The sequence below is a fragment of the Alkalilimnicola ehrlichii genome, assembly GCF_003399765.1.
In the GTDB taxonomy this organism is placed as follows: Bacteria; Pseudomonadota; Gammaproteobacteria; order Nitrococcales; family AK92; genus AK92.
On sequence record NZ_NFZV01000004.1, the window covers coordinates 70,734 to 92,030 of the forward strand.

At 57.7% G+C, this 21,297-nt stretch carries 13 protein-coding genes, 6 tRNA genes and 4 pseudogenes; 20 read left to right on the forward strand and 3 right to left on the reverse strand.

The features are described 5' to 3' along the window. Positions 1 to 62: 62 nt before the first annotated feature. Together CAI21_RS05260 and CAI21_RS05265 are read left to right on the forward strand one after the other, a co-directional pair. Positions 63 to 1,262 (forward strand): ATP phosphoribosyltransferase regulatory subunit, encoded by a 1,200-nt coding sequence (locus CAI21_RS05260; protein WP_116301333.1) that lies wholly within the window; start codon positions 63 to 65, stop codon positions 1,260 to 1,262. A gap of 41 nt (positions 1,263 to 1,303) precedes the next feature. Next, a pseudogene (locus CAI21_RS05265) lies at positions 1,304 to 2,598 on the forward strand (adenylosuccinate synthase). Between the two features lie 124 nt (positions 2,599 to 2,722). Here CAI21_RS05265 and CAI21_RS05270 read toward each other — a convergent pair. After that, a tRNA-Leu gene (locus tag CAI21_RS05270) sits at positions 2,723 to 2,809 on the reverse strand. A gap of 310 nt (positions 2,810 to 3,119) precedes the next feature. Between CAI21_RS05270 and rnr the strand changes: the two genes are divergently transcribed. From rnr to radA, 9 genes and pseudogenes are all read left to right on the forward strand, one after another. Then, entirely contained in the window at positions 3,120 to 5,402 is a 2,283-nt protein-coding gene (rnr, locus tag CAI21_RS05275) for a ribonuclease R (RefSeq protein WP_116301334.1), read from the forward strand. Between the two features lie 10 nt (positions 5,403 to 5,412). Then, positions 5,413 to 6,180 carry a 23S rRNA (guanosine(2251)-2'-O)-methyltransferase RlmB gene (gene rlmB / locus CAI21_RS05280; RefSeq protein ID WP_116301335.1) on the forward strand — a complete coding sequence of 256 codons (768 nt, stop codon included), beginning with the start codon at positions 5,413 to 5,415 and terminating at the stop codon, positions 6,178 to 6,180. A gap of 183 nt (positions 6,181 to 6,363) precedes the next feature. After that, positions 6,364 to 6,740: pseudogene (gene rpsF, locus CAI21_RS05285) on the forward strand (30S ribosomal protein S6). A 36-nt stretch (positions 6,741 to 6,776) separates the two neighbouring features. Further along, the gene (gene priB, locus CAI21_RS05290) at positions 6,777 to 7,121 is read left to right on the forward strand and encodes a primosomal replication protein N (protein WP_116301336.1); all 345 of its coding nucleotides are present in this window, start codon (positions 6,777 to 6,779) and stop codon (positions 7,119 to 7,121) included. A gap of 4 nt (positions 7,122 to 7,125) precedes the next feature. Beyond that, the gene (gene rpsR / locus CAI21_RS05295; protein WP_116301337.1) at positions 7,126 to 7,350 is read left to right on the forward strand and encodes a 30S ribosomal protein S18; all 225 of its coding nucleotides are present in this window, start codon (positions 7,126 to 7,128) and stop codon (positions 7,348 to 7,350) included. 158 nt (positions 7,351 to 7,508) lie between these two features. After that, positions 7,509 to 7,957, forward strand: a pseudogene (rplI, locus tag CAI21_RS05300) (50S ribosomal protein L9). 466 nt (positions 7,958 to 8,423) lie between these two features. Further along, a complete protein-coding gene (dnaB, locus tag CAI21_RS05305) occupies positions 8,424 to 9,806 on the forward strand; it encodes a replicative DNA helicase (RefSeq protein ID WP_116301338.1) in 1,383 nt (460 codons plus the stop codon). Further along, positions 9,803 to 10,885, forward strand: coding sequence for an alanine racemase (gene alr, locus CAI21_RS05310; protein ID WP_116301339.1), 1,083 nt, complete (start codon positions 9,803 to 9,805; stop codon positions 10,883 to 10,885). Before dnaB ends, alr begins: the two co-directional genes overlap by 4 nt. 87 nt (positions 10,886 to 10,972) lie before the next feature. Further along, a pseudogene (radA, locus tag CAI21_RS05315) lies at positions 10,973 to 12,336 on the forward strand (DNA repair protein RadA). Positions 12,337 to 12,343: 7 nt separating this feature from the next. Here the strand turns inward: radA and CAI21_RS05320 are convergent. Beyond that, positions 12,344 to 12,724, reverse strand: a complete 381-nt coding sequence (locus CAI21_RS05320) for a PilZ domain-containing protein (protein WP_116301340.1) — start codon at positions 12,722 to 12,724, stop codon at positions 12,344 to 12,346. A 36-nt stretch (positions 12,725 to 12,760) separates the two neighbouring features. Further along, the gene (gene folD / locus CAI21_RS05325; protein ID WP_116301341.1) at positions 12,761 to 13,615 is read right to left on the reverse strand and encodes a bifunctional methylenetetrahydrofolate dehydrogenase/methenyltetrahydrofolate cyclohydrolase FolD; all 855 of its coding nucleotides are present in this window, start codon (positions 13,613 to 13,615) and stop codon (positions 12,761 to 12,763) included. Positions 13,616 to 13,806: 191 nt separating this feature from the next. On the opposite strand from folD, the gene CAI21_RS05330 reads away from it, so the two are divergent. From CAI21_RS05330 to lon, 9 genes are all read left to right on the forward strand, one after another. After that, a tRNA-Pro gene (locus tag CAI21_RS05330) sits at positions 13,807 to 13,883 on the forward strand. 34 nt (positions 13,884 to 13,917) lie between these two features. Beyond that, a tRNA-Arg gene (locus tag CAI21_RS05335) sits at positions 13,918 to 13,994 on the forward strand. A gap of 43 nt (positions 13,995 to 14,037) precedes the next feature. Next, positions 14,038 to 14,113 (forward strand) — tRNA-His (locus tag CAI21_RS05340). 7 nt (positions 14,114 to 14,120) lie between these two features. Further along, positions 14,121 to 14,195, forward strand: a tRNA-Lys gene (locus tag CAI21_RS05345). Positions 14,196 to 14,374: 179 nt separating this feature from the next. Beyond that, positions 14,375 to 14,459 (forward strand) — tRNA-Leu (locus tag CAI21_RS05350). A 173-nt stretch (positions 14,460 to 14,632) separates the two neighbouring features. Further along, complete coding sequence (tig, locus tag CAI21_RS05355) at positions 14,633 to 15,961, forward strand: trigger factor (RefSeq protein ID WP_116301342.1); 1,329 nt, start codon at positions 14,633 to 14,635, stop codon at positions 15,959 to 15,961. A gap of 16 nt (positions 15,962 to 15,977) precedes the next feature. Continuing rightward, positions 15,978 to 16,628 (forward strand): ATP-dependent Clp endopeptidase proteolytic subunit ClpP, encoded by a 651-nt coding sequence (clpP, locus tag CAI21_RS05360; RefSeq protein WP_116301343.1) that lies wholly within the window; start codon positions 15,978 to 15,980, stop codon positions 16,626 to 16,628. Positions 16,629 to 16,838: 210 nt separating this feature from the next. Continuing rightward, positions 16,839 to 18,119, forward strand: a complete 1,281-nt coding sequence (clpX, locus tag CAI21_RS05365) for an ATP-dependent Clp protease ATP-binding subunit ClpX (RefSeq protein ID WP_116301344.1) — start codon at positions 16,839 to 16,841, stop codon at positions 18,117 to 18,119. A gap of 469 nt (positions 18,120 to 18,588) precedes the next feature. Continuing rightward, complete coding sequence (gene lon, locus CAI21_RS05370) at positions 18,589 to 21,015, forward strand: endopeptidase La (protein ID WP_116301345.1); 2,427 nt, start codon at positions 18,589 to 18,591, stop codon at positions 21,013 to 21,015. Positions 21,016 to 21,297 lie beyond the last annotated feature (282 nt).

The window sequence follows — 21,297 nt, forward strand, 5'->3', positions numbered from 1 at the left end:
TCCGACGCAGGATGTTGCGACGGTGATAAGACGGCTGCGGTCGTCGGCAACTGGGGGCATTCATGAAAGAAAGCGCGTTTTCCACGGATAACCGCTGGCTGTTACCGGAAGGCGTGGACGAGGTCCTGCCGCCGCGTGCCTCGGCACTGGAAGATTTGCGTCGCCAATTGCTCGATCGGTTTAGCAGTTGGGGATATGAGCTAATCATTCCTCCCTTTATCGAATTTCTCGATTCTCTGCTCACGGGAGTCGGTCACGACCTCGATTTGCAGACATTTAAGGTGACCGATCAAATGTCGGGCCGAATGATGGGGGTGCGTGCCGATATGACCCCGCAGGCGGCACGCATCGATGCGCATCAACTCAAGCGGGAAGGCCCCGTACGTTTGTGTTATATCGGGACGGTTTTGCGTACGCGCCCCTACGGCCTGGGTCGGTCGCGAGATCCGTTACAGGTCGGGGCCGAGTTGTTCGGTCATGCCGGTGTCGAAAGCGATCTGGAAATCATTTCTTTAATGCTTGAGACGCTGGCCATAACCGGGGTAACTGCGCCACACTTAGATATCGGCCATGTCGGTATTTTCCGCGGCTTGGCCCGCGAGGCAAACCTAAGCGCCGATGTCGAAGCGCAGCTTTTCGACGCCTTGCAGCGAAAAGCGAGGGTGGAAATCGAGGATATTCTCGCGGAGAGCAATGTTGCGGCGCCGCAGCGAGACATGCTGTCTGCATTGCAAGATCTTAACGGTGGCGTTGAGATTCTCGATCATGCCCAGCGCGCTCTACACAGTGCCGGCGCTGAGGTTCAGGCGGCGCTGAAAACGCTTTGGAGTGCCGCCTCGGCGTTAGAGCGCCGGCATCCGCAAGTACCGTTGCATTTCGATCTGGCGGAGTTAAGGGCCTATCAATATCAGACGGGTATCGTGTTTGCCGCGTTTGCGCCGGGCCTAGGGCAGGAGATCGCGCGCGGCGGGCGTTACGACGAAATCGGTAAGGTCTTCGGTCGCGCACGTCCGGCCACAGGCTTCAGCGCCGATCTCAAGACCCTGCTCGCGATTGGCGATTACCAAGCATCGCCGCCGCCGCAGGGTATCTTGGTGCCCTGGTCCGACGAGCCTGCGTTGTTGGAACTGGTTCGCGATCTGCGCGCGCAAGGCGAACGCGTGGTCTGGGCTTTGCCTGGACAACAAGAGGGCGCGCGTGCGATGGGTTGCGACCGGGTCGTTAAGCAAGGTCCGTCGGGCTGGCAAGTAGAAGCCGTATAAGTGCAGAGATTTACTCTTATCTAGGTATCGAGACAGGGTCGATGGGAAAGAACGTCGTAGTAATTGGCTCCCAATGGGGCGATGAAGGCAAAGGTAAGGTCGTCGATTTATTGACCGACCGGGCAGCGGCTGTCGTCCGTTTCCAAGGCGGGCATAACGCAGGCCACACGTTGGTTATCGAGGGGGAGAAGACGGTGCTGCACCTTATCCCCTCCGGCATTTTACGAGAGAATGTTCAGTGCTTAATCGGCAACGGCGTTGTCTTGTCCCCCGAAGCCTTATTAAAGGAAATTGGCCAACTTGAGGCTAAAGGAGTGCCGCGCGGGAGCGTTTGCGGATTAGTCCGGCCTGCCCGTTGATTCTGCCCGTGCACGTTGCGTTGGACCTGGCCCGCGAGCGCGCGCGAGGCGCTGCGGCGATCGGCACCACCGGTCGCGGTATCGGGCCCGCATACGAAGATAAAGTCTCGCGACGGGGCATTCGGGTTTCCGATCTTTTCCATCGCGAGCGTTTGGCGGCGAAGCTAGGCGAGTTGTTGGACTATCACAACTTCGTGTTGCAGAACTTCTTCAAAGAAGAGCCGATCGATTTCCAAGAAACCTTGGATAATTGTTTGCAGTTGGCCGAAGAGCTCAAGCCCATGGTCACCGATATCGGTGTGCTGCTGGCTGAGCATAAAGCGGCTGGCAACAGTCTATTGTTTGAGGGTGCCCAAGGTACCTTGCTCGATATCGACCACGGCACCTATCCGTTCGTTACGTCTTCCAACACCACAGCAGGTGCTGCGGCTTGCGGTACCGGAGTGGGGCCGCGCGATCTGCATTATGTTTTGGGTATCACTAAAGCGTATACCACCCGGGTTGGTGCCGGACCGTTCCCGACCGAATTGTTCGACGAGTTAGGCGAGCATTTAGGGCGTAAGGGGCATGAGTTCGGCGCGACGACCGGTCGGGCTCGTCGCTGTGGTTGGTTCGACGCCGTTGCCTTAAAGCGGGCCGCTCAGATCAATAGCCTGTCGGGCTTGTGCATTACCAAGCTCGATGTCCTGGACGAACTCGATACGTTGCGGATCTGTACCGGTTATCGTTGTGGCGGCGAGTTGGTCGATACGCTGCCGCCAGGTGCTGAGATGTTGGCCGACTGCGAGCCGGAATATATCGACTTACCGGGTTGGCACCGTTCGACGGTCGGTATCCAAAGCTACGACGAGCTGCCGCAAGAAGCGCGCGATTACCTAAAGAAAATCGAAGAACTCGTCGGTGTGCCGGTAGATATCATTTCCACCGGGCCGGACCGGAAAGAAACAATCGTGTTGCGGCATCCCTTTGCCGAATGACGCGGCGATATTCTTAAGGGGCGCGAAGCGCCCTTTTTTGAGGGGTAGGCGGTTAATAGCCGTGCGCTTTTCCGGACGCGCAACAAAAAAGGCGGACCTTAAAAGGCCCGCCTTTTTCTGAAATTGGTGCCGAGGAGAGGACTTGAACCTCCACGGGGTTTCCCCCACTAGCACCTGAAGCTAGCGCGTCTACCAATTTCGCCACCTCGGCGATGGCTGAGCCGTTTCGGCCGCAGCAATCGTTGACGGCGCAGACTTTACCCCGTTGTGACAGAAACTGTCAACGCCTATTTCGAAGAAACTGATCAAGGCGATCTTTGTTGTGTGACGTAAAGCGCGTGTTGGTGGTTTTTTCAACGAAAAACTTGAGCGCCATGCTGCTGCGGTTGTTATTTGCCAGTCGTCTGCTGGCTCTTGAGGACGGCAGTCGACGCTTTTAGCAGTTGGTGGCGCCGCTTAGTCGTTGCAGTCTGTCACGGATTGCGTATCCTGCGAACAGGAATACGAAAAGTAGGAATTGAATGACCAAGCATAAAGCACGAAAGAACGGGCAGGATCCTTACCTGGAACGGGAAAAGCTCAAATACGAGCACCCAATCCCTAGCCGGGAGTTTATCCTGGAGGTGATACGCAAGAGCGGTCGCCCGCTCTCAAGGCGCGATCTGGGCGAGATGCTCGCGCTCGAGGACGCCGAACAACTGGAAGGGTTGCGGCGACGGTTGCGCGCGATGGAGCGCGACGGACAGCTTATCCAAAATCGTCGACGTGCTTACGTTATCGTCGATAACGAAGAATTGATTCGAGGCCGCATCGTTGGCCAGAAAGACGGTTCCGGCTTCTTGGAGCCCGATGCCGGTGGCGAGCGGATTTATCTGGCGCCGAAGGAAATGCGCTCCCTGCTGCACGGGGATCGCGCCGTGGTCCGCGTGGTTGGGCTCGATGCGCAAAACCGGCCGCAGGGCGATTTGGTAGAAGTTTTGAAGCGCCACAACAAGCATATTGTCGGTCGCTTTTACCTGGAAAGCGGGATCGGCTTCGTCGTTCCCGAAAACAAGCGCATCCATCACGATGTCATTGTGCCGAGCGAAGAGCAGGTTAGCGCCGCTCATGGCCAGTTGGTGGTGGCCGAGATTGTGCGGCAGCCGAGTTTGCGGCGGCAACCGATCGGAAGGGTGGTCGAGGTCATCGGGCAGCACGTCGAAGCGGGGATGGAGATTCAAGTCGCGGCGCGCGTGCACAATATTCCGGTGGAGTGGCCGGGGGCGGTGCTTGAAGAGGCGGGGCGTTTTGCCGACACGGTGCCGGAAGCGTCCAAGCAGGGTCGAGTCGACCTCCGCGACACGCCGTTGGTGACGATTGACGGCCCGGATGCTCGCGATTTCGACGATGCGGTCTTTTGTGCGCCGACCCCGAAAGGCTGGCGCCTGATTGTCGCGATCGCGGATGTGGCGGAATACGTCAAGCCCACTTCCGCGTTAGATCGCGAGGCGCGCGAACGCGGTAATTCGGTTTACTTTCCCCGTAGCGTCGTCCCGATGCTACCGGAAGCCTTATCGAACGGGCTTTGCTCGTTAAACCCGAATGTCGATCGCCTGTGTTTATGTTGCGAGATCACGCTATCGGCGGATGGCAGCGTCCGGCGTTCGAAGTTCTTTAAAGGCGTTATTCATTCTCACGCTAGGCTCACCTACGATGAAGTAGCCGCTATCGTCGTCGACGGCGACCGCAAGGCCGCAAAGCGGCGAGCGGACCTGGTGCCCCACTTGCGGCATCTTTATGAAGCTTATAAGGCGATGCGTCAGGCTCGGGCGAAGCGTGGCGCGATCGATTTCGAGACAACGGAAGCGGCTATCGTGTTCGACGACGACGGTCGGATTCGGGAAATTGCTCCGGCGCAAAGAAACGAAGCGCACAAGATCATCGAAGAGTGCATGGTCACCGCGAACGTAGCGGCCGCCCGTTTTCTACAACGGCATAAGATGCCGGCGTTGTATCGCGATCACGAGCGGCCTAACCAAGAACGACTGGAGAAATTGCACCAATTCCTCGGTCAGGTCGGTCTGCAACTCGGCGGTGGCGATGCGCCGACGCCGCAAGACTATGCAAAGCTGATGGAGAAAGTGCGTGGTCGCCCAGACAGTCACCTGATCCAAACGGTGCTTTTGCGATCGATGCAGGCGGCAGAGTACCGTCCCGATAATGTCGGCCATTTCGGCTTGGCACTCGATGAGTATGCGCATTTCACCTCGCCGATTCGCCGCTACCCGGACCTCATGGTGCATCGTGCGATTCGCCACGTTCTGGAAGGCGGCTCGCGGCAAGATTACGCTGCTCGGCAAGACGAAATGGTTGCTCTGGGCGAGCATTGCTCGATGACCGAGCGGCGCGCCGATGAGGCGACGCGCGATGCCATCATGAGCCTTAAATGCGAGTTCATGGCCAATAAGTTGGGCGAGGAGTTCGAAGGTGTTATTAGCGGAGTCACCTCCTTCGGGCTATTTGTCGAATTGAGCGGGATCTTCGTCGACGGTCTGATTCACATCACTAACCTGGCGAACGATTATTTCCACTTCGACCCGATCGGTCATCGCTTGACGGGCGAGCGCAGCGGTACCGAGTACAAGTTGACGGATAAGGTCACGGTTAAAGTGGCTCGAGTCGACAAAGACGAACGCCAGATCGATTTCGAGCTGGTTGAGCATCACAGTAGCGGTGCCGCCAGGCGCGGGCCTGGAAAACGGCGAGTGCGAACGAAAACCACTCGTTCCCCCCGCCAACGCGCCAAGCAGCCCCGACGGAGATAAGCTTCGAGCGATGAGCAAGGTGCAAGTGATTTATGGCGTGCACGCGGTGCGCGCAGCGTTGAAGTACGATCCTGGAAATATTGTTGAGGTGGTCCTGGAGCGCCAGCGGCGCGATGCCAAGCTCCAGAATGTCGCCGCCGCCTTGGAGAAACTCCAGGTTCCGGTTCAGCGTGTGTCGCGACGGGAGCTGGATCAGCTAGCCGATGGGGGCAACCATCAGGGCGTATTGGTACGCTATAGCGGTACGCCGCCGCAGGGTGAGTCCGCCTTGTGGCAGTTGTTGGACGAATTAGGCGAGAAGCCGCCGCTTTTGCTTATCCTGGACCAGGTGCAAGACCCCCACAATCTTGGCGCCTGCCTACGGACGGCGGAGGCGGTTGGGGTCGATGCGGTAATCGCGCCCCGCGATAACGCTGTCGGCCTGACCCCGACGGTGCATAAAGTCGCCTCAGGCGCGGTCGGTAAAGTGCCTTTCTTTCAGGTGACTAATTTGGCACGTTGTCTGCGGACGTTGCGCGAGCGCGGTGTGTGGTTGGCCGGCGCCGCGGGAGAAGCGCGAGACGACGTGTTCCATGTCGATTTGAGCGGTCCCCTCGCTTTAGTAATGGGTGCGGAGGAGAGTGGCTTGCGCAGGCTTACCCGCGACCATTGCGATATGTTGGTGCGGATTCCGATGCAAGGGACTGTCGAGAGCTTGAACGTGTCCGTGGCTGCCGGGGTTTTGTTGTTCGAAGCCTTACGACAGCGGCTCGCAAGCAAGTCCGCGGTGGGCAATTAGCGGCGTTGGCTGCAAACCGGCTTTCATTGCGCATCGGCGTAGGCTAAACTACGCGATCTTTTAGCGTCGGCTGTCGATGGGTTACTCTGTGGGCAGGCGGCCTCCTTGCCTTACGGCGATTGCCGAAGGCTTTCTGGGCAATGGTTTCGCAACCGGTGCCCGAGATATCCGAAAGGAGCAACAATGCGACATTACGAAATCGTTTTTTGGTTCATCCGGACCAAAGCGAGCAGGTGCCGGCCATGGTCGAGCGTTATCGCGCGATCATCGAGTCGAACGGCGGTAAAATCCACCGCCTGGAAGACTGGGGCCGCCGCCAGCTGGCTTATCCCATCAAAAAGCTTATTAAAGCGCATTACGTGCTGATGAACGTTGAGTGCGGTAACGAAGAGATGGAGGAGCTTGCCTCCGCTTTCCGCTTCAACGACGCTGTGATCCGTAACATGGTTTTGTCTCGCGACGAGGCCGTTACCGAGCCGTCGCCGCTTGCCAAGAGCAAGGAAGAGCGCGAAGAGTCCACTCGTGGCCGCAGCGAAAGCGAAGAGGACGCCAGCGCCTAATCGGACTAATGCGAAAGCGCAAGGCCTGGGCTTGGAGTGATTGACCCCATAGCGGAGAACCGAGTGGCCATCGCCGGGCGTTTGCTGGGGCGGCCACAGGTACGTTATTCGCCGGCCGGTATACCTATAGCCCGCTTTGCCTTAGAGCATTACTCCGAGCAACCGGAAGCGAGCGTATTGCGTCGGCAAGCGTTTCGCATTGGCGTCAGGGCTGTTGGGGAGGAGCTGTGCAATCGGCTAGCCTCCCTGGAAGAAGGCTGTAGCGTGCGAGTTTTCGGGTTTCTTGCTCGGAGCGATCAGGCCTCGGAAGATTACCGATTGCTGGTTTACGCGAGAACACTGACGGTACTCGATGACCGTCAAAATCAGACAGGAGCATAAGATCATGGCGCGTTTTTTTCGTCGTCGTAAGTTTTGCCGCTTTACTGCCGAAGGTGTAAAAGAGATCGATTACAAGGATCTCAACACTCTGCGCAACTACGTTACCGAAACGGGCAAAATCGTCCCGAGCCGTATCACCGGCACGAGTGCACGCTACCAGCGCCAATTGGCGGCCGCCATCAAGCGGGCGCGTTACCTGGCGCTGCTGCCGTACACCGATCGCCACTAAGCGATAGTAAAAGGCCGGCGGTTGACGGTAAGCAGTGTCGATCGCCGGCTTTTTCGGGCGCGGCTACGGTATCTACAGCCGTAGTTAAAGGCTGTTCTGGCGACGGCTCGGCCCGTGTTTTACGAACATTTTTGCGATACACCGTTGGGGTGCAAACAATGGAAGTCATTCTGCTGGAGAAGGTCGAGAACCTGGGTAACCTGGGCGACAAGGTAAAGGTGCGGCCCGGTTACGGTCGTAACTTCCTGGTTCCTCAGGGTAAGGCCAAGCCGGCGACGGAAGAGAACGTCAAGTTCTTTGAAGAGCGCCGTGCCGAACTAGAGAAGGCTGCCGCCGAAGCAGTGGCTGCCGCCGAAAGCCGCAAGGCTCAGCTGGAAGGCTTGACCGTCACCGTTAATGCAAAGCGGGCGACGAAGGTAAGCTGTTCGGTTCCGTCGGTACCGCCGACATCGCCGAGGCCGTGACGGCCGCAGGCGTTAAAGTCGGCCGTGCCGAAGTGCGCATGCCGGAAGGTCCTATTCGGGTTTGCGGCGAGTTCGACATCGAGCTGCATCTGCATACGGACGTGGACGCAACTGTGAAGGTTGTCGTCGCGCCGGAAGCTTAAGCCTTATAGGCTGTTGGGGAAAACGCAGCTTTCTCTCTCGGTTAGGGGAGAGGCGCGTTTTCCCGGTTTATCTGTGGCGTATCGGGTAGTGCCGCAGCTGGTCTGCGCCTGCCTTTGGTTTGATGAGATAAACAAAGAGCAGCTTGTTGAGAACGCGACAGCACCGAGAAGTGGGTTGCTAGTCGTTCTACAACCGCTCGATTAAGGCTGCCGTAAGCTTCGCTTGTCAGTGCCGCATGGTGCTGAGTTTAAAAGGCGTCGCGTCAGCATGTGTTCCATTATCTGGCGCCGGCGGCTCTCGCAAGAGCTGTCTGATCGCACTGCATTGAGCGGCTTTCCGGCCGAATAGGCGATTGTGTCGCAGCGTGTCGGCCAGTCGTACGGTGCTGGCGATTGTCGGCGTCGCCGGCGATCGCACAGGCGGCTACGTGTGCAGCCGGTTAGTTTGGCGTAGGAGGTAAGCCTCATGGCCGAGCCCAAACCGGCCTCGCCGGAGACGGAAGCGCTCAGAACCCCACCTCATTCGCTCGAAGCCGAACAGGCTGTATTGGGCGGTCTGCTGCTTGAAGTTCGTTCTTGGGATAACGTCGGGGATCGTATTACCGAGGAGGACTTTTATCGGCGCGACCACCGCTTGATCTTTCGCGGTATCGCCACCCTGGCGGAGGCCGGTCAACCGCTAGACGTGGTGACCTTGTCGGAATGGTTGCGCTCCCACGACCTATTGGAGGACGCCGGGGGGCTGGCCTATCTAGGCGCCTTGGCGCGCGATACTCCCAGCGCGGCGAATATTAAAGCTTATGCGGATATCGTGCGTGAACGTTCGGTATTGCGGCAGCTAATTCGCGCCGGTACCGAAGTGGTGACTCAGGCGTTTCAGCCGGAAGGGCGCGACAGCGCCGAATTGCTTGAGGAGGCGGAGCGGCTCATCTTCGAGATCGCCGAGCAAACCGGTCGCCACAAGCAGGGTTTTATGGGGGTTAAGGAGATTCTCCCGCAGGTGGTGGATCGTATTGCCACCCTGTACGAGCAGGAGAGCGAGATTACCGGCTTGCCTACCGGTTTCAACGATTTCGATCGTATGACTTCCGGTCTTCAGCCGGGAGATCTGGTTATCGTGGCTGCGCGACCGTCGATGGGTAAGACGACCTTCGCCATGAATATGGCCGAGCATGCCGCGCTCAAAGGTGCGCCTGTCGCCGTATTCAGCATGGAAATGCCAGGCGACTCGTTGGTCATGCGTATGCTCTCCTCGCTGTGTCGGGTCGAGTTGCAGAAAATTCGTACCGGGCGACTGGACGACGAAGATTGGCCGCGCTTGACCGGCACGATGAATCTCTTATCGCAAGCGCCGCTGTATATCGACGATAGCGCCGGCCTCTCGCCCAACGAGATGCGCGCGCGCGCGCGCCGATTAAAGCGCGAGCACGGTCTGGGCTTGATCGTAGTCGACTACCTCCAGCTTATGCAGGTGCCGGGTTTTAAAGAAAACAGAACGGCCGAGATTTCGGAAATCTCCCGCGGTTTAAAGGGCATGGCGAAAGAGTTGGATGTGCCTGTTATCGCGCTGTCGCAGCTTAACCGCTCTCTTGAGCAGCGTCCCAATAAGCGTCCGGTTATGTCCGACCTCCGTGAATCGGGAGCGATCGAGCAGGATGCCGACCTCATCACTTTTATCTATCGTGACGAGGTATATAACGACGATAGCCCGGACAAAGGTACGGCGGAGATCATTATCGGCAAACAGCGTAATGGTCCGATCGGTACCGTTCGGCTTACCTTCTTGGGGCGCTTTACCCGGTTCGAGAACTTCATCGATGACGTATATAGCGGCGAAGTCTATCAATGAGTCGTAACACCCAGGCGATCGTCGACCTGGGGGCGCTGCGGCATAACTTCGAGCTCGCGCGTCGTAGCGCGCCCGGCAGCCGTGTGATGGCGGTGATCAAGGCCAATGCCTATGGCCATGGTGTGCTTCCGGTGGCGCAAACCTTAAGCGATGCCGAGGCGTTTGCAGTGACCTCGGTTGAGGAGGCCTTGCCGTTGCGGGAGGCGGGCTTTGCGCAACCGATTGTTTTGCTGCAGGGAATGTACGACGATAGCGAATTATCGCTGATTGGCCGGCTCGGGTGCGAGTTGGTTTTGCACTCCCTATGGCAGGTGGAGCTATTAGAGCGAGCAAGCTTGTCGCGGCCGGTGGCGGTTTGGCTGAAGGTCGATTCGGGGATGCATCGGCTTGGTTTCGACCCGGCGTTAGTTAGGCCGATGTATGAGCGGCTGCGTGCCTGCAATACGGTCGACCGGATTGGATTTCTCACCCATTTGGCCGCCGCCGACGACCGCGATAGCGATTATACCGAGTTTCAGTTGCGCGAGTTCGAGCGCGCCTGTGCCGGCTTGCCGGGCGAGCGCTCGATAGCCAATTCGGCAGGTGTGTTGGCCTGGCCGCGTGCGCACGGCGACTGGCTGCGCCCCGGCGTTATGCTGTATGGGGTTTCGCCGTTTGCCGATGGCCGCGACGAGCGCCCGGACCTGAGGCCTGTCATGACGTTGCAGAGTCGCCTGGTCGCGATCAATGCTTGTCGACGCGGCGACCGGCTGGGCTACGCCGGTGCCTATACCTGTCCCGAGAATATGGCGGTGGGGATCGTTACAGCCGGTTACGCCGACGGTTATCCGCGGCACGCCGGGGCAAAGGCTTCGGTGTTGCTTAACGGGCGTCGGTGCCCGGTGCTCGGCCGGGTGTCGATGGATATGTTATGCGTCGATCTCAGAGGCGTGGAGGCGCGTATTCACGACCCCGTGACGCTTTGGGGCGAAGGGCTGCCGATTGAAGAGGTGGCGGAGCTCAGCGGAACCATTGCCTATGAATTGCTTACCAAGGTAACGGGCCGTGTTCGTTTCGAATACCGGGAGGCGGAAGCCTAGCGGGCTGTGCCGCCGACGCGGCCGTCGCTGTGAGAAGATGCACCCGCGCAACGGTGGTCGCGCAAATGGAAAGGAGATCGAGCACTCGTGGCGAAAGCCAAGACAACCTATACCTGTACCGCTTGCGGTGCCATGAGCCCAAAGTGGGCGGGGCAATGCGCTGACTGCGGCGCCTGGAATACGTTAGAAGAGGTCGTCCAGGTTGCATCGGCGGTCGGCGCTAAGCGGCGCGGCAACTACGCTGGCGACTCCGGCGTGCAAACGCTCGCCGAGGTCCCTCAGGCCGAAGAAGCGCGTTTTACGACACGTAGTCGCGAACTTGATCGGGTGCTCGGCGGGGGCTGGTGGTCGGTGGGGTCATCCTCCTGGGAGGTGATCCGGGAATCGGCAAATCGACCTTGTTGCTACAGAGTCTGGCGCAATTGCCGGAGGAAGTTTCCGCCCTTTATGTTACTGGTGAGGAGTCTTTGCGCCAGGTAGCGTTACGGGCAAATCGGCTCGGCGTGGAAGGCGATCGGTTGAAAGTCCTGGCGGAAACCGCGGTGGAAGCCATTCTGGCCGCCGCCCAGCGCGAGCGACCGCAGGTGATCGTCATCGACTCGGTGCAGACGATTTTTACCGAGCAGCTCCAATCTGCGCCCGGCTCGGTCAGCCAGGTGCGAGAGACCGCCGCGCTTTTGGTTCGCTATGCAAAGCAAAGCGGTGCGGCGTTGTTTCTCGTCGGTCACGTAACCAAGGAGGGGACGCTTGCCGGGCCGCGTGTGCTTGAGCATATGGTCGATACGGTGCTCTATTTCGAGAGCGACAGCGGAAGCCGCTATCGCTTGCTGCGAGCGGTAAAAAATCGCTTCGGAGCGGCTAACGAGCTAGGCGTGTTTGCCATGGCCGAAACGGGGCTTAAAGAAGTATCTAACCCTTCGGCGATATTCTTGTCGCGGCATGATGCCGAAGTGCCCGGCAGTGTGGTCACGGTGACGCGAGAGGGTAGCCGCCCATTGCTCGTCGAAGTGCAGGCGTTGGTGGCCGACAGCCCCTTGAGTAATCCGCGCCGCGTGGCGCTTGGTTTGGAAGGTAATCGCCTGTCGATGCTGTTGGCCGTACTGCATCGTCATGGGGGTGTCGCAACTTTCGGGCTCGACGTGTTCCTCAATGTCGTCGGTGGTGTGCGGTTGACGGAAACCGCGAGTGACCTGCCGGCCTTGCTGGCGGTGCTATCCAGCCTTCGCGATCGCCCATTGCCTCATGACTGGGTGGTGTTCGGCGAAGTCGGTCTCGCCGGTGAAATACGACCGGTACAAAACGGTGAGGAACGCCTGCGGGAGGCCGCTAAGCACGGTTTTAAACATGCCCTGGTGCCGCGCAAAAACGCTCCTCGGGGGGCGACGGTCATCGAAGGTATGGAAGTGATCGGTGTGGAGCGCCTGAGCGAAGCGATCGATGCCCTAAGTTGACAGGGGCTTAGCTGTCCGTGCCGAACAGTTCCGCGAGCTCCCGCTCCAGCAGTGCGGTATCGCCGAGGTTTAATTCCGCCAGGCGGCGTAGGTGTGTCAAGCTCTCTAGGTCGATCCGCTCGCACCTAAAGCCCGCTAAGGCACCGTTTCGATGGCGTAAGCGAACTTCCATGATTACCGTTGCCGTTGTCGATAGGCTGATCGAGAGCCGGTAGCGTCGACCCCTGTCTAACGGTGTTTGCGGGTCCAGTTCCAGTAAAGCGCCATTAATAGAAATATCGAGCAAGCGGACTTCGTGGCTGTGCGTGCCTTCGTCGAGTTGGGCGGAGGCGTCGAACGGAATCCGGCTATAGCGCCGACGTTCTCCCGGAGCTTGCGTGTCTGTCATCGCATCCGCCTTTCTCTATCGATACTCCGTAGCTATTTAGTCGTCAAACGCCTCCGCTGCAAGAAGCGTGTTTTGCAATAAGGTAGCGACCGTCATCGGTCCTACCCCGCCCGGAACCGGCGTGATCCAGCTGGCGCGCTTGGCGGCCGCGGCATAGTCGACGTCGCCTACCAGCTTGCCGTTGTTGTTACGGTTGATGCCGACGTCAATGACGACTGCCCCCGGCTTAATCCATTCGCCTTTAACAAAGTTAGGTATGCCAACGGCGGCGACGACAATATCCGCCGTAGCGATTTTATCCGCCAATGCTTGCGTTCGGCTGTGGCATATTGTCACCGTGCAGCGCTGGTTCAGTAGCTCTAACGCCATCGGGCGGCCGACAATGTTCGATTGTCCGACAATGATCGCGTCTTTACCGCTTAGCTCGACGTTGCAGCGATCGAGCAAGGTCATCACGCCGTGCGGTGTGCAGGGGCGCAGGCCGGGTAGGCGCAGGGTCAAGCGGCCGATATTGTCGGGGTGAAAGCCGTCCACATCTTTGTGCGGAGAAATGCGCTCGATGACGGTTTGGGCGTCAATCTGCTGCGGTAGCGGCAGTTGCACCAAAATACCGTGTATCGCCGGGTTCGCGTTTAACTCATCGATGAGTTTCAGCAGCTCCTGCTCCGTGGTTGTCGCAGCCAGATCGTAGCGTTGCGAAAAGAAACCGACCTCGTCGCAGGCTTCTTGCTTTTTGCGAACGTAAACCTGCGATGCCGGGTCCGCGCCCACTAACACGACGGCTAAGCCCGGTTGGCTGCGCCCATCCGCCTGACGTTTAACGACCGATTGTTTGATATCGTTGCGCAGGTGCGCCGCAATCGCTTTGCCATCGATGATTTTTGCTGTCATGCTAAACCCGTTTTGCTAAACTGAGCCGTGCCGGCGGCGGGATTGTCGCACGGCGCCCAAGCGAGCGACAAGGCGTGGGTTGGTAGTCATAGAGTCGCTGCTAATTGTAGCTAAGGTCATTGACTCAGCCTTCCAGTCTGCGTATTATTCACGCCTTCCGCGCCAGGCGGGAAGCTGGACTGGGCGGTACGCGGGGTGTAGCGCAGTCTGGTAGCGCTCCTGCTTTGGGAGCAGGAGGTCGGGGGTTCGAATCCCTCCACCCCGACCAGATTCGGCCTCGGCGGCAGGATAGTCTGTCCAGAGCGCCCGTAGCTCAACCGGATAGAGCATCGGCCTTCTAAGCCGAGGGTTGCAGGTTCGAGTCCTGCCGGGCGCGCCAACCCGGTCCGGGCCGATTGGTGTAAAAGTTGGCGCAAACAATGGTGGGCGTAGCTCAGTTGGTAGAGCCCCGGATTGTGATTCCGGTCGTCGTGGGTTCGAGTCCCATCGTCCACCCCAGTTTATTGGGCCGTTAGCTCAATGGTAGAGCAGTTGACTCTTAATCAATTGGTTCGGGGTTCGAGTCCCTGACGGCCCACCAACAAAATGCGGCTTGCGGGGATTGCTCGTAAGCCGTTTTTGTTTGCGGACTTGATTCCCCGCTATAATGTGCCTCAATCTAAGGGGCACTACGCGGGGAGCGAGCGATACGTTGGCGGCCTGTAGGCGGGCACAACTTGGAACGTAGCGCTCTAACGCGGTAAATTAGTGACCAACAATGCGAAAGTGGCGGAACTGGTAGACGCGCTGGATTTAGGTTCCAGTGGGGTAACCCGTGAGAGTTCGAGTCTCTCCTTTCGCACCATTTCCTGTCGAAGGGGGCTTGAGGGGTTGTCGCGAACCGTCGTGAGGAGGTGCGGATACCTTGTGGCGATGCCGTGGTGTCCCTCCGCACGGAACGGCTTTGCGACGGCCTCTTTTGCCCCCCTACGTATATTGGAAGCGAATTGTCATCACCTGACTTTGAGGTGTATTTAGATGCAAGTTTCAGTCGAGACCACCCAGGGGTTGCAACGCCGCATGACGGTTCAGGTACCGTCGGAGCGGGTTGATAAGGAAGTTGAAAGCCGGCTGCGCTCTCTTAGCGGCCGCGTGCGCTTGGATGGTTTCCGCCCTGGTAAGGTGCCTCTGAAGGTGGTGAAAAAGCGCTACGGCGAGCAAGTGCGCGGCGAAGTGCTTGGTGAGCTGATTCAGTCGACGTATGGCGAGGCGGTTACGCAGCAGAGCCTGCGGCCGGCAGGTGCGCCGGAAATCGATCCCAAGCAGATCGACGCGGGCCAGGATATCGAGTACGTTGCAACTTTCGAAGTGATGCCGGAAGTTGAAGTTAAAGGCCTTGAGACGATCGAAGTCGAGCGTCCGCAAGTCGAAGTGGGCGAGGAAGACGTCGATCGTATCGTCGAGAATCTGCGCAAGCAGCGGGCAAACTTCGTTGAAGTCGAGCGTGCTGCGCAGGCCGAAGATCGTGTCGTCATCGATTTTAAGGGCGAGATCGACGGCAAAGAGTTTGCCGGTAACGAAGGCAGCGATGTTCCGGTGCAGATCGGCTCTGGACAAATGCCGAAAGAATTCGAGGAAGGCCTCGAAGGCCTGAAAGCGGGCGACAAAAAAGATATCGATTACAGCTTTCCGGAAAACTTCCCGGACAAGGACATCGCCGAAAAGACGGCGACTTTCCATGTAGAAGTGAAGAAAGTTGAAGAGCCACAGTTGCCGGCGGTGGACGATGCCTTCGCCGAACAGTTCGGTATCACCGACGGCGGTGTCGAGAAGCTGCGCGAGAATATCCGCGAAAGCTTGGAGCGCGAACGCGATCAGGCCGTCCAGGCGAAGGTTAAGCCGCAAGTGTTGGATGGCTTGGCTGAGGCCAATGAGGTCGAGTTGCCCCAGGTGTTGGTCGACGGCGAAATCTCTCACCTGCGCGAGCAGGCCAAAGAGCGGGCGAAACAGTTTGGCCAGGAGCAGGAGGACGACGATCTGCCGGCTTCCATGTTCGAAGAGGAAGCGAAGCGTCGTGTTAAGCTCGGTCTGTTGGTTAACGAAATTGTTCGTGCCAACGAGATAAAGCTCGATCAGGATCGGGTGCGGAAAGTCCTCGAAGGTATGGCTGCGCAATACGAGCAACCGCAGGAAGTTATCCGTTACTACATGCAGAACCGCAAGATGATGGAAAGTATCGAGATTGCGGTTATGGAAGATCAAGTGGTTGATTGGCTGCTCGAACGGGCCAAAGTTACCGATAAGCCGACCGGCTTCCAGGAGTTGATGGGCGTCGCCGACAACGCAGAAGCCGAAGACAACGACTGATTGAGGTTTAAGGGATATGACCGCCAATAACGATAAAACGGCAGGACACGACCTCAATGCCGTCGGTTTGGTGCCGATGGTGGTTGAGCAGTCTGCGCGTGGCGAGCGTGCGTACGATATCTACTCGCGTTTGCTGAAAGAGCGGGTGATCTTTCTGGTTGGCCCGGTAGAAGACTACATGGCTAACCTTATCGTCGCGCAAATGCTGTTTCTGGAATCGGAAAACCCGGATAAAGATATACACTTGTATATTAATTCCCCGGGCGGTGCGGTTACCGCGGGTTTGGCAATCTACGACACGATGCAGTTCGTGCAGTGCGACGTAAGCACGATGTGCCTGGGGCAGGCGGCTAGCATGGGTGCTTTCCTGCTCGCGGCCGGCGCCGCCGGTAAGCGCTACTGCTTGCCGAACTCCCGGGTTATGATTCATCAGCCTCTGGGCGGCTTTCAAGGTCAGGCGACGGATATCGATATTCATGCGCGCGAGATCTTGTCCATGCGGGCGCGGTTAAATCAAGTGTTGTCTCATCACACCGGACAGCCGATCGAAGTGATCGAGCGCGATACCGAGCGAGACAATTTCATGGGACCGGAGGCGGCCCAGAAGTACGGCCTCGTGGACGCCGTGCTCAAAGACCGTAAGAGTCTGGTGGGTGGTGCCGAGTAAGAAACTCAGGGAACCTTGTGGCGCGGGAGACCTCCAACTCTTTAAATGGTTTTCGTGCAATCCCATTCCTTTTCGCAGGTGCTGTCCGCGCTTGGGACGGTTGGCACCTGAAGCAAGCGGTATCTACAGCGGGTTGATCGCTTGCGTGCTTCTCGAAAAGAGGGCAAGGTCTTATACATTCCGTGAGTTTTCCCGAGCTGAGGGCAGGCCATGACCGATAGAGATAAAGGCAGAGGAGATAACGGCGGCAAGTTGCTCTACTGCTCCTTTTGTGGGAAGAGTCAGCACGAAGTTCGTAAGCTGATCGCCGGACCTTCAGTGTTCGTTTGCGATGAGTGCGTCGAGCTGTGCAATGACATTATCCGCGAGGAGATGCAGGAGAAGTCTGCGACAGCCGGCTCCAAGTTGCCCAAGCCGCATGAGATAAAAGAAACGCTGGACGATTACGTCATCGGCCAGGAGCATGCGAAGAAAGTCCTTTCTGTCGCTGTTTATAACCACTACAAACGGTTGGAAGCAGGGCAGGGTAAAGACGGCGTCGAGCTCGCCAAGAGCAACATTCTGATGATTGGGCCGACCGGGTCGGGCAAGACGCTGCTGGCTGAAACATTGGCAAGGATGTTGGACGTTCCGTTCACCATCGCCGATGCGACAACCTTGACGGAAGCCGGTTACGTCGGTGAAGACGTCGAGAATATCATTCAGAAACTGCTTCAGAAGTGCGATTACGACGTCGAAAAAGCGCAGACGGGCATCGTCTACATCGATGAGATCGACAAGATTTCGCGTAAGGCGGACAACCCGTCTATTACTCGGGACGTATCCGGGGAAGGCGTTCAGCAGGCACTACTGAAGCTGATTGAAGGCACCGTTGCCTCCGTACCGCCTCAAGGCGGTCGTAAACATCCGCAGCAGGAATTTCTGCAAGTTCATACCGGCAATATTCTGTTCATTTGCGGTGGTGCTTTCGCCGGGCTGGATAAAGTCATCCGCGAACGTTCGGAAAAAGGCGGCATCGGCTTCTCGGCGGAAGTGAAGAGCAAAGAGCAGCATAAGAGCGTCGGCGCCGTGCTGCAGGAAGTCGAGCCGGAAGACTTGATCAAGTATGGCTTGATACCGGAATTCGTCGGGCGGTTACCGGTCGTGGCGACCTTGCAAGAGCTGGATGCCGACGCGCTGATTCAGATTCTGCAGGAACCGAAGAACGCCATTACCAAGCAGTATCAAAAGCTGTTTGAAATGGAAGAGGTCGAGCTGGAGTTCCGCGAAGACGCGCTACGCGCCGTAGCGGACAAGGCGATGGAGCGTAAAACCGGTGCCCGCGGCCTGCGAACCATTCTTGAGCAAACGCTGCTCGATACGATGTACGACCTGCCGTCTATGGACAACGTCGGTAAGGTAGTTATCGACGAGGCGGTCATCCGTGGCGAGGCGAAGCCTTACATCATTTACGATGGGGCAGAGCCCTCTAAAGCGGTGTCTGATCAATAAGCGGTCCGAGCCATAAGGGACAAGCGCCGAATTGGCTCCGTCCCTTATGGCTTTTGCTGGGCAATGAAGCCGGCAGGGGCGGGTGGTCCTGGCTTGTTGGTAGCTCTTGATCAGCGCTTTAAGACCGCTCTAGATTAGAGCGGTTTTGTTTGTTCGGTTAGAGCGCCGCATAAAGAAACTGCTGGCCGTGCTGACGATGCATGCGCTAGTCGTTTCTCCCTTACTCGCCTTGCCCCGTTTCCTGTTTGGGTTTCCATTGCTACTATCATGAGAATGGTTCGCCCAGGGAGAGTGATCCCTAAGCCGCATAGTTTGGCTTCTCGCCTGGACGAACGACTTAGTGGTTTACTCGCGGGCCGCTCGTTTTGGAAGGCCGTTTCCTGGCCGCATATGTTTCCCAAGTGTGCCTGCGGTCGGCCGCATCTGCTGCATTACATTCGCAGCGCGACGAAGAGTGAGGAACTCCTGTATGGAGCGGAAAGATCAGCCTTCGGAAATCGCTAACGCACCCGTAAGCGGGGCGCCGGTACTCCCACTTCGCGATGTGGTGGTTTACCCCCACATGGTTATTCCCTTGTTTGTGGGAAGGGAGAAATCGATCCGGGGCTTGGAAGCCGCTATGGAAGACGATAAGCGTATCGTCCTGGTAGCGCAAAAGAGCGCCGAAATCGATGATCCGAGCGAAGACGACTTATACCGCGTCGGAACCATCGCGACCATCTTGCAAATGCTTAAGTTACCTGACGGCACGGTCAAGGTGTTGGTCGAGGGCGTCAGGCGGGCGCGGGTTCTGAACTTTGAAGACCAGGAAGAATACTTCGCAGCACAAGTCGTTGAGCAAGAGGAAGTTGATCAGAGCGACGATCGCGAGCTGGAAGTTCTTAGCCGCTCGGTGGTCGGCGTGTTTGAGCAGTACGTCAAGCTTAACAAAAAGGTGCCGCCGGAGATTCTGTCGTCCCTTGCCGGTATCGAGGACCCAGGTCGGCTTGCCGATACGATCGCGGCACATATGGCGCTGAAAATCGAGGAAAAGCAGAAAATCCTCGAGATCGATAGCGTCCGCGAGCGGTTAGAACACCTGATGTCCTTGATCGAAGGCGAAATCGATCTGCTGCAAATCGAGAAGCGCATCCGCGGCCGCGTTAAGCAGCAGATGGAAAAGAGCCAGCGCGAGTACTACCTCAACGAACAAATGAAAGCTATCCAGAAGGAGTTGGGTGAGCTTGAGGATGTGCCTAACGAAATCGAGGAGCTGGAGCAGAAAATCGAAGCTTCGGGGATGCCGAAGGAGGCACGCGAGAAGGCCGAGTCGGAGCTTAACAAATTGAAGCTTATGTCGCCGATGTCGGCGGAAGCGACGGTGGTGCGCAACTATCTAGAGTGGATGGTTTCCGTGCCGTGGAAAAAACGCACCCGTGTGCGGCACGACCTCAGCGCGGCGGAAAAAATCCTCGAGGCAGACCATTATGGTTTGGAGAAGGTTAAAGAGCGTATTCTCGAATACCTCGCCGTTCAGCAGCGTGTGCGGAAGCTGAAGGGGCCGATCTTGTGCCTTGTGGGCCCGCCGGGCGTCGGTAAAACCTCGCTAGGCCAGTCCATTGCGCACGCGACTAACCGGAAATTTGTCCGGATGGCCTTGGGCGGGGTTCGCGACGAAGCGGAAATTCGCGGTCATCGGCGGACCTACATCGGTTCTTTGCCGGGGCGGATCGTACAGAATCTCAGTAAGGTCGGTACCCGTAATCCGCTCTTCCTGCTCGACGAAATCGACAAGATGGCGATGGACTTTCGCGGCGATCCGGCATCTGCCTTGTTGGAAGTGCTGGATCCCGAGCAGAACGACACGTTCGGCGATCATTATCTCGAAGTCGACTTTGACTTGTCGGACGTCATGTTCGTGGCCACCGCTAACACGATGAATATTCCCGGGCCGTTGCTGGATCGTATGGAGGTCATCCGACTCGCCGGCTATACCGAGGACGAAAAGGTCAATATCGCCGAGCGGTACTTGGTGCCGAAGCAATTGAGACAACACGGCCTGAAGAAGGACGAGCTTGAGATTAGCGAAAACGCGGTTCGGGATATTGTCCGCTTCTATACGCGCGAAGCCGGCGTTCGTAACTTGGAGCGTGAGATCGCGAAAATCTGCCGCAAGGTGGTCAAGGACGTCTCGCTCAAGCCTCAGGATAAGAAAACGTCGGTGGGCACCCAGCAACTGGAGAAGTATCTGGGCGTCAAGCGTTTCCGCTATGGTATCGCCGAAGAGTTGGATCAGGTCGGGCAGGTTACCGGCTTGGCATGGACGGAAGTTGGCGGCGAACTGCTGCGTATCGAAACGGCGGTGATGCCGGGTAAGGGTAAGCTCAGTCAAACGGGCCAGCTTGGCGATGTCATGAAGGAGTCGATCGAGGCCGCTCGCACTGTCGTGCGGAGCCGTACCGAAGTATTAGGTATCGATACCGAGTTCTTCGAAAAGCATGACTTCCATATTCATATGCCGGAAGGTGCGATTCCGAAAGACGGGCCAAGCGCGGGTATCGGCATGTGTACCGCGATGGTGTCGGCAATTACGCAGATTCCGGTTAAGTCCAGTGTCGCCATGACCGGCGAGATCACCCTGCGTGGAGAAGTGCTCCCTATCGGTGGCTTAAAGGAAAAATTGCTTGCGGCACATCGTGGCGGTATTACCACTGTTTTGATTCCCGAAGAAAACCGGAAGGATCTTGCCGATATTCCGAAGAATATTAAGAGTAAGCTTGATATTCGCCCGGTGCGCTGGATCGACGAGGTTTTGGATGTGGCGCTAGCCTCGCCGCCAACTCCATTATCGGAAGCGGTCGAGGAGCGTAAGCAATCCGAGTCGAGTAAGAAGACGCGCGAGGTAAGGCCTCATTAAGGGACAGTCGCTTTAGCATCGAGCTGTGAACCTGTCCACAACCCGCGACAGTAGGCGTTTTGCCGGCGTTGACAGTTCTCGGGAGCGACTGCTATAAACGTGATTGCCGGCGGGCTGCGGGCGACGCAACCCGCCGTTTTTGCGCCGAGACACCGTCTTGGCGTGGCAGCGTCAGTACGTTTTGGTTCAGAGCTGACGATGGGGGGAACCTAGTTTGGCTCGACCCAAGCAGGGCGCTTGTCCTGAGGCGGCGAGACCGCTAGGATAGCGGCAGCTAATTTA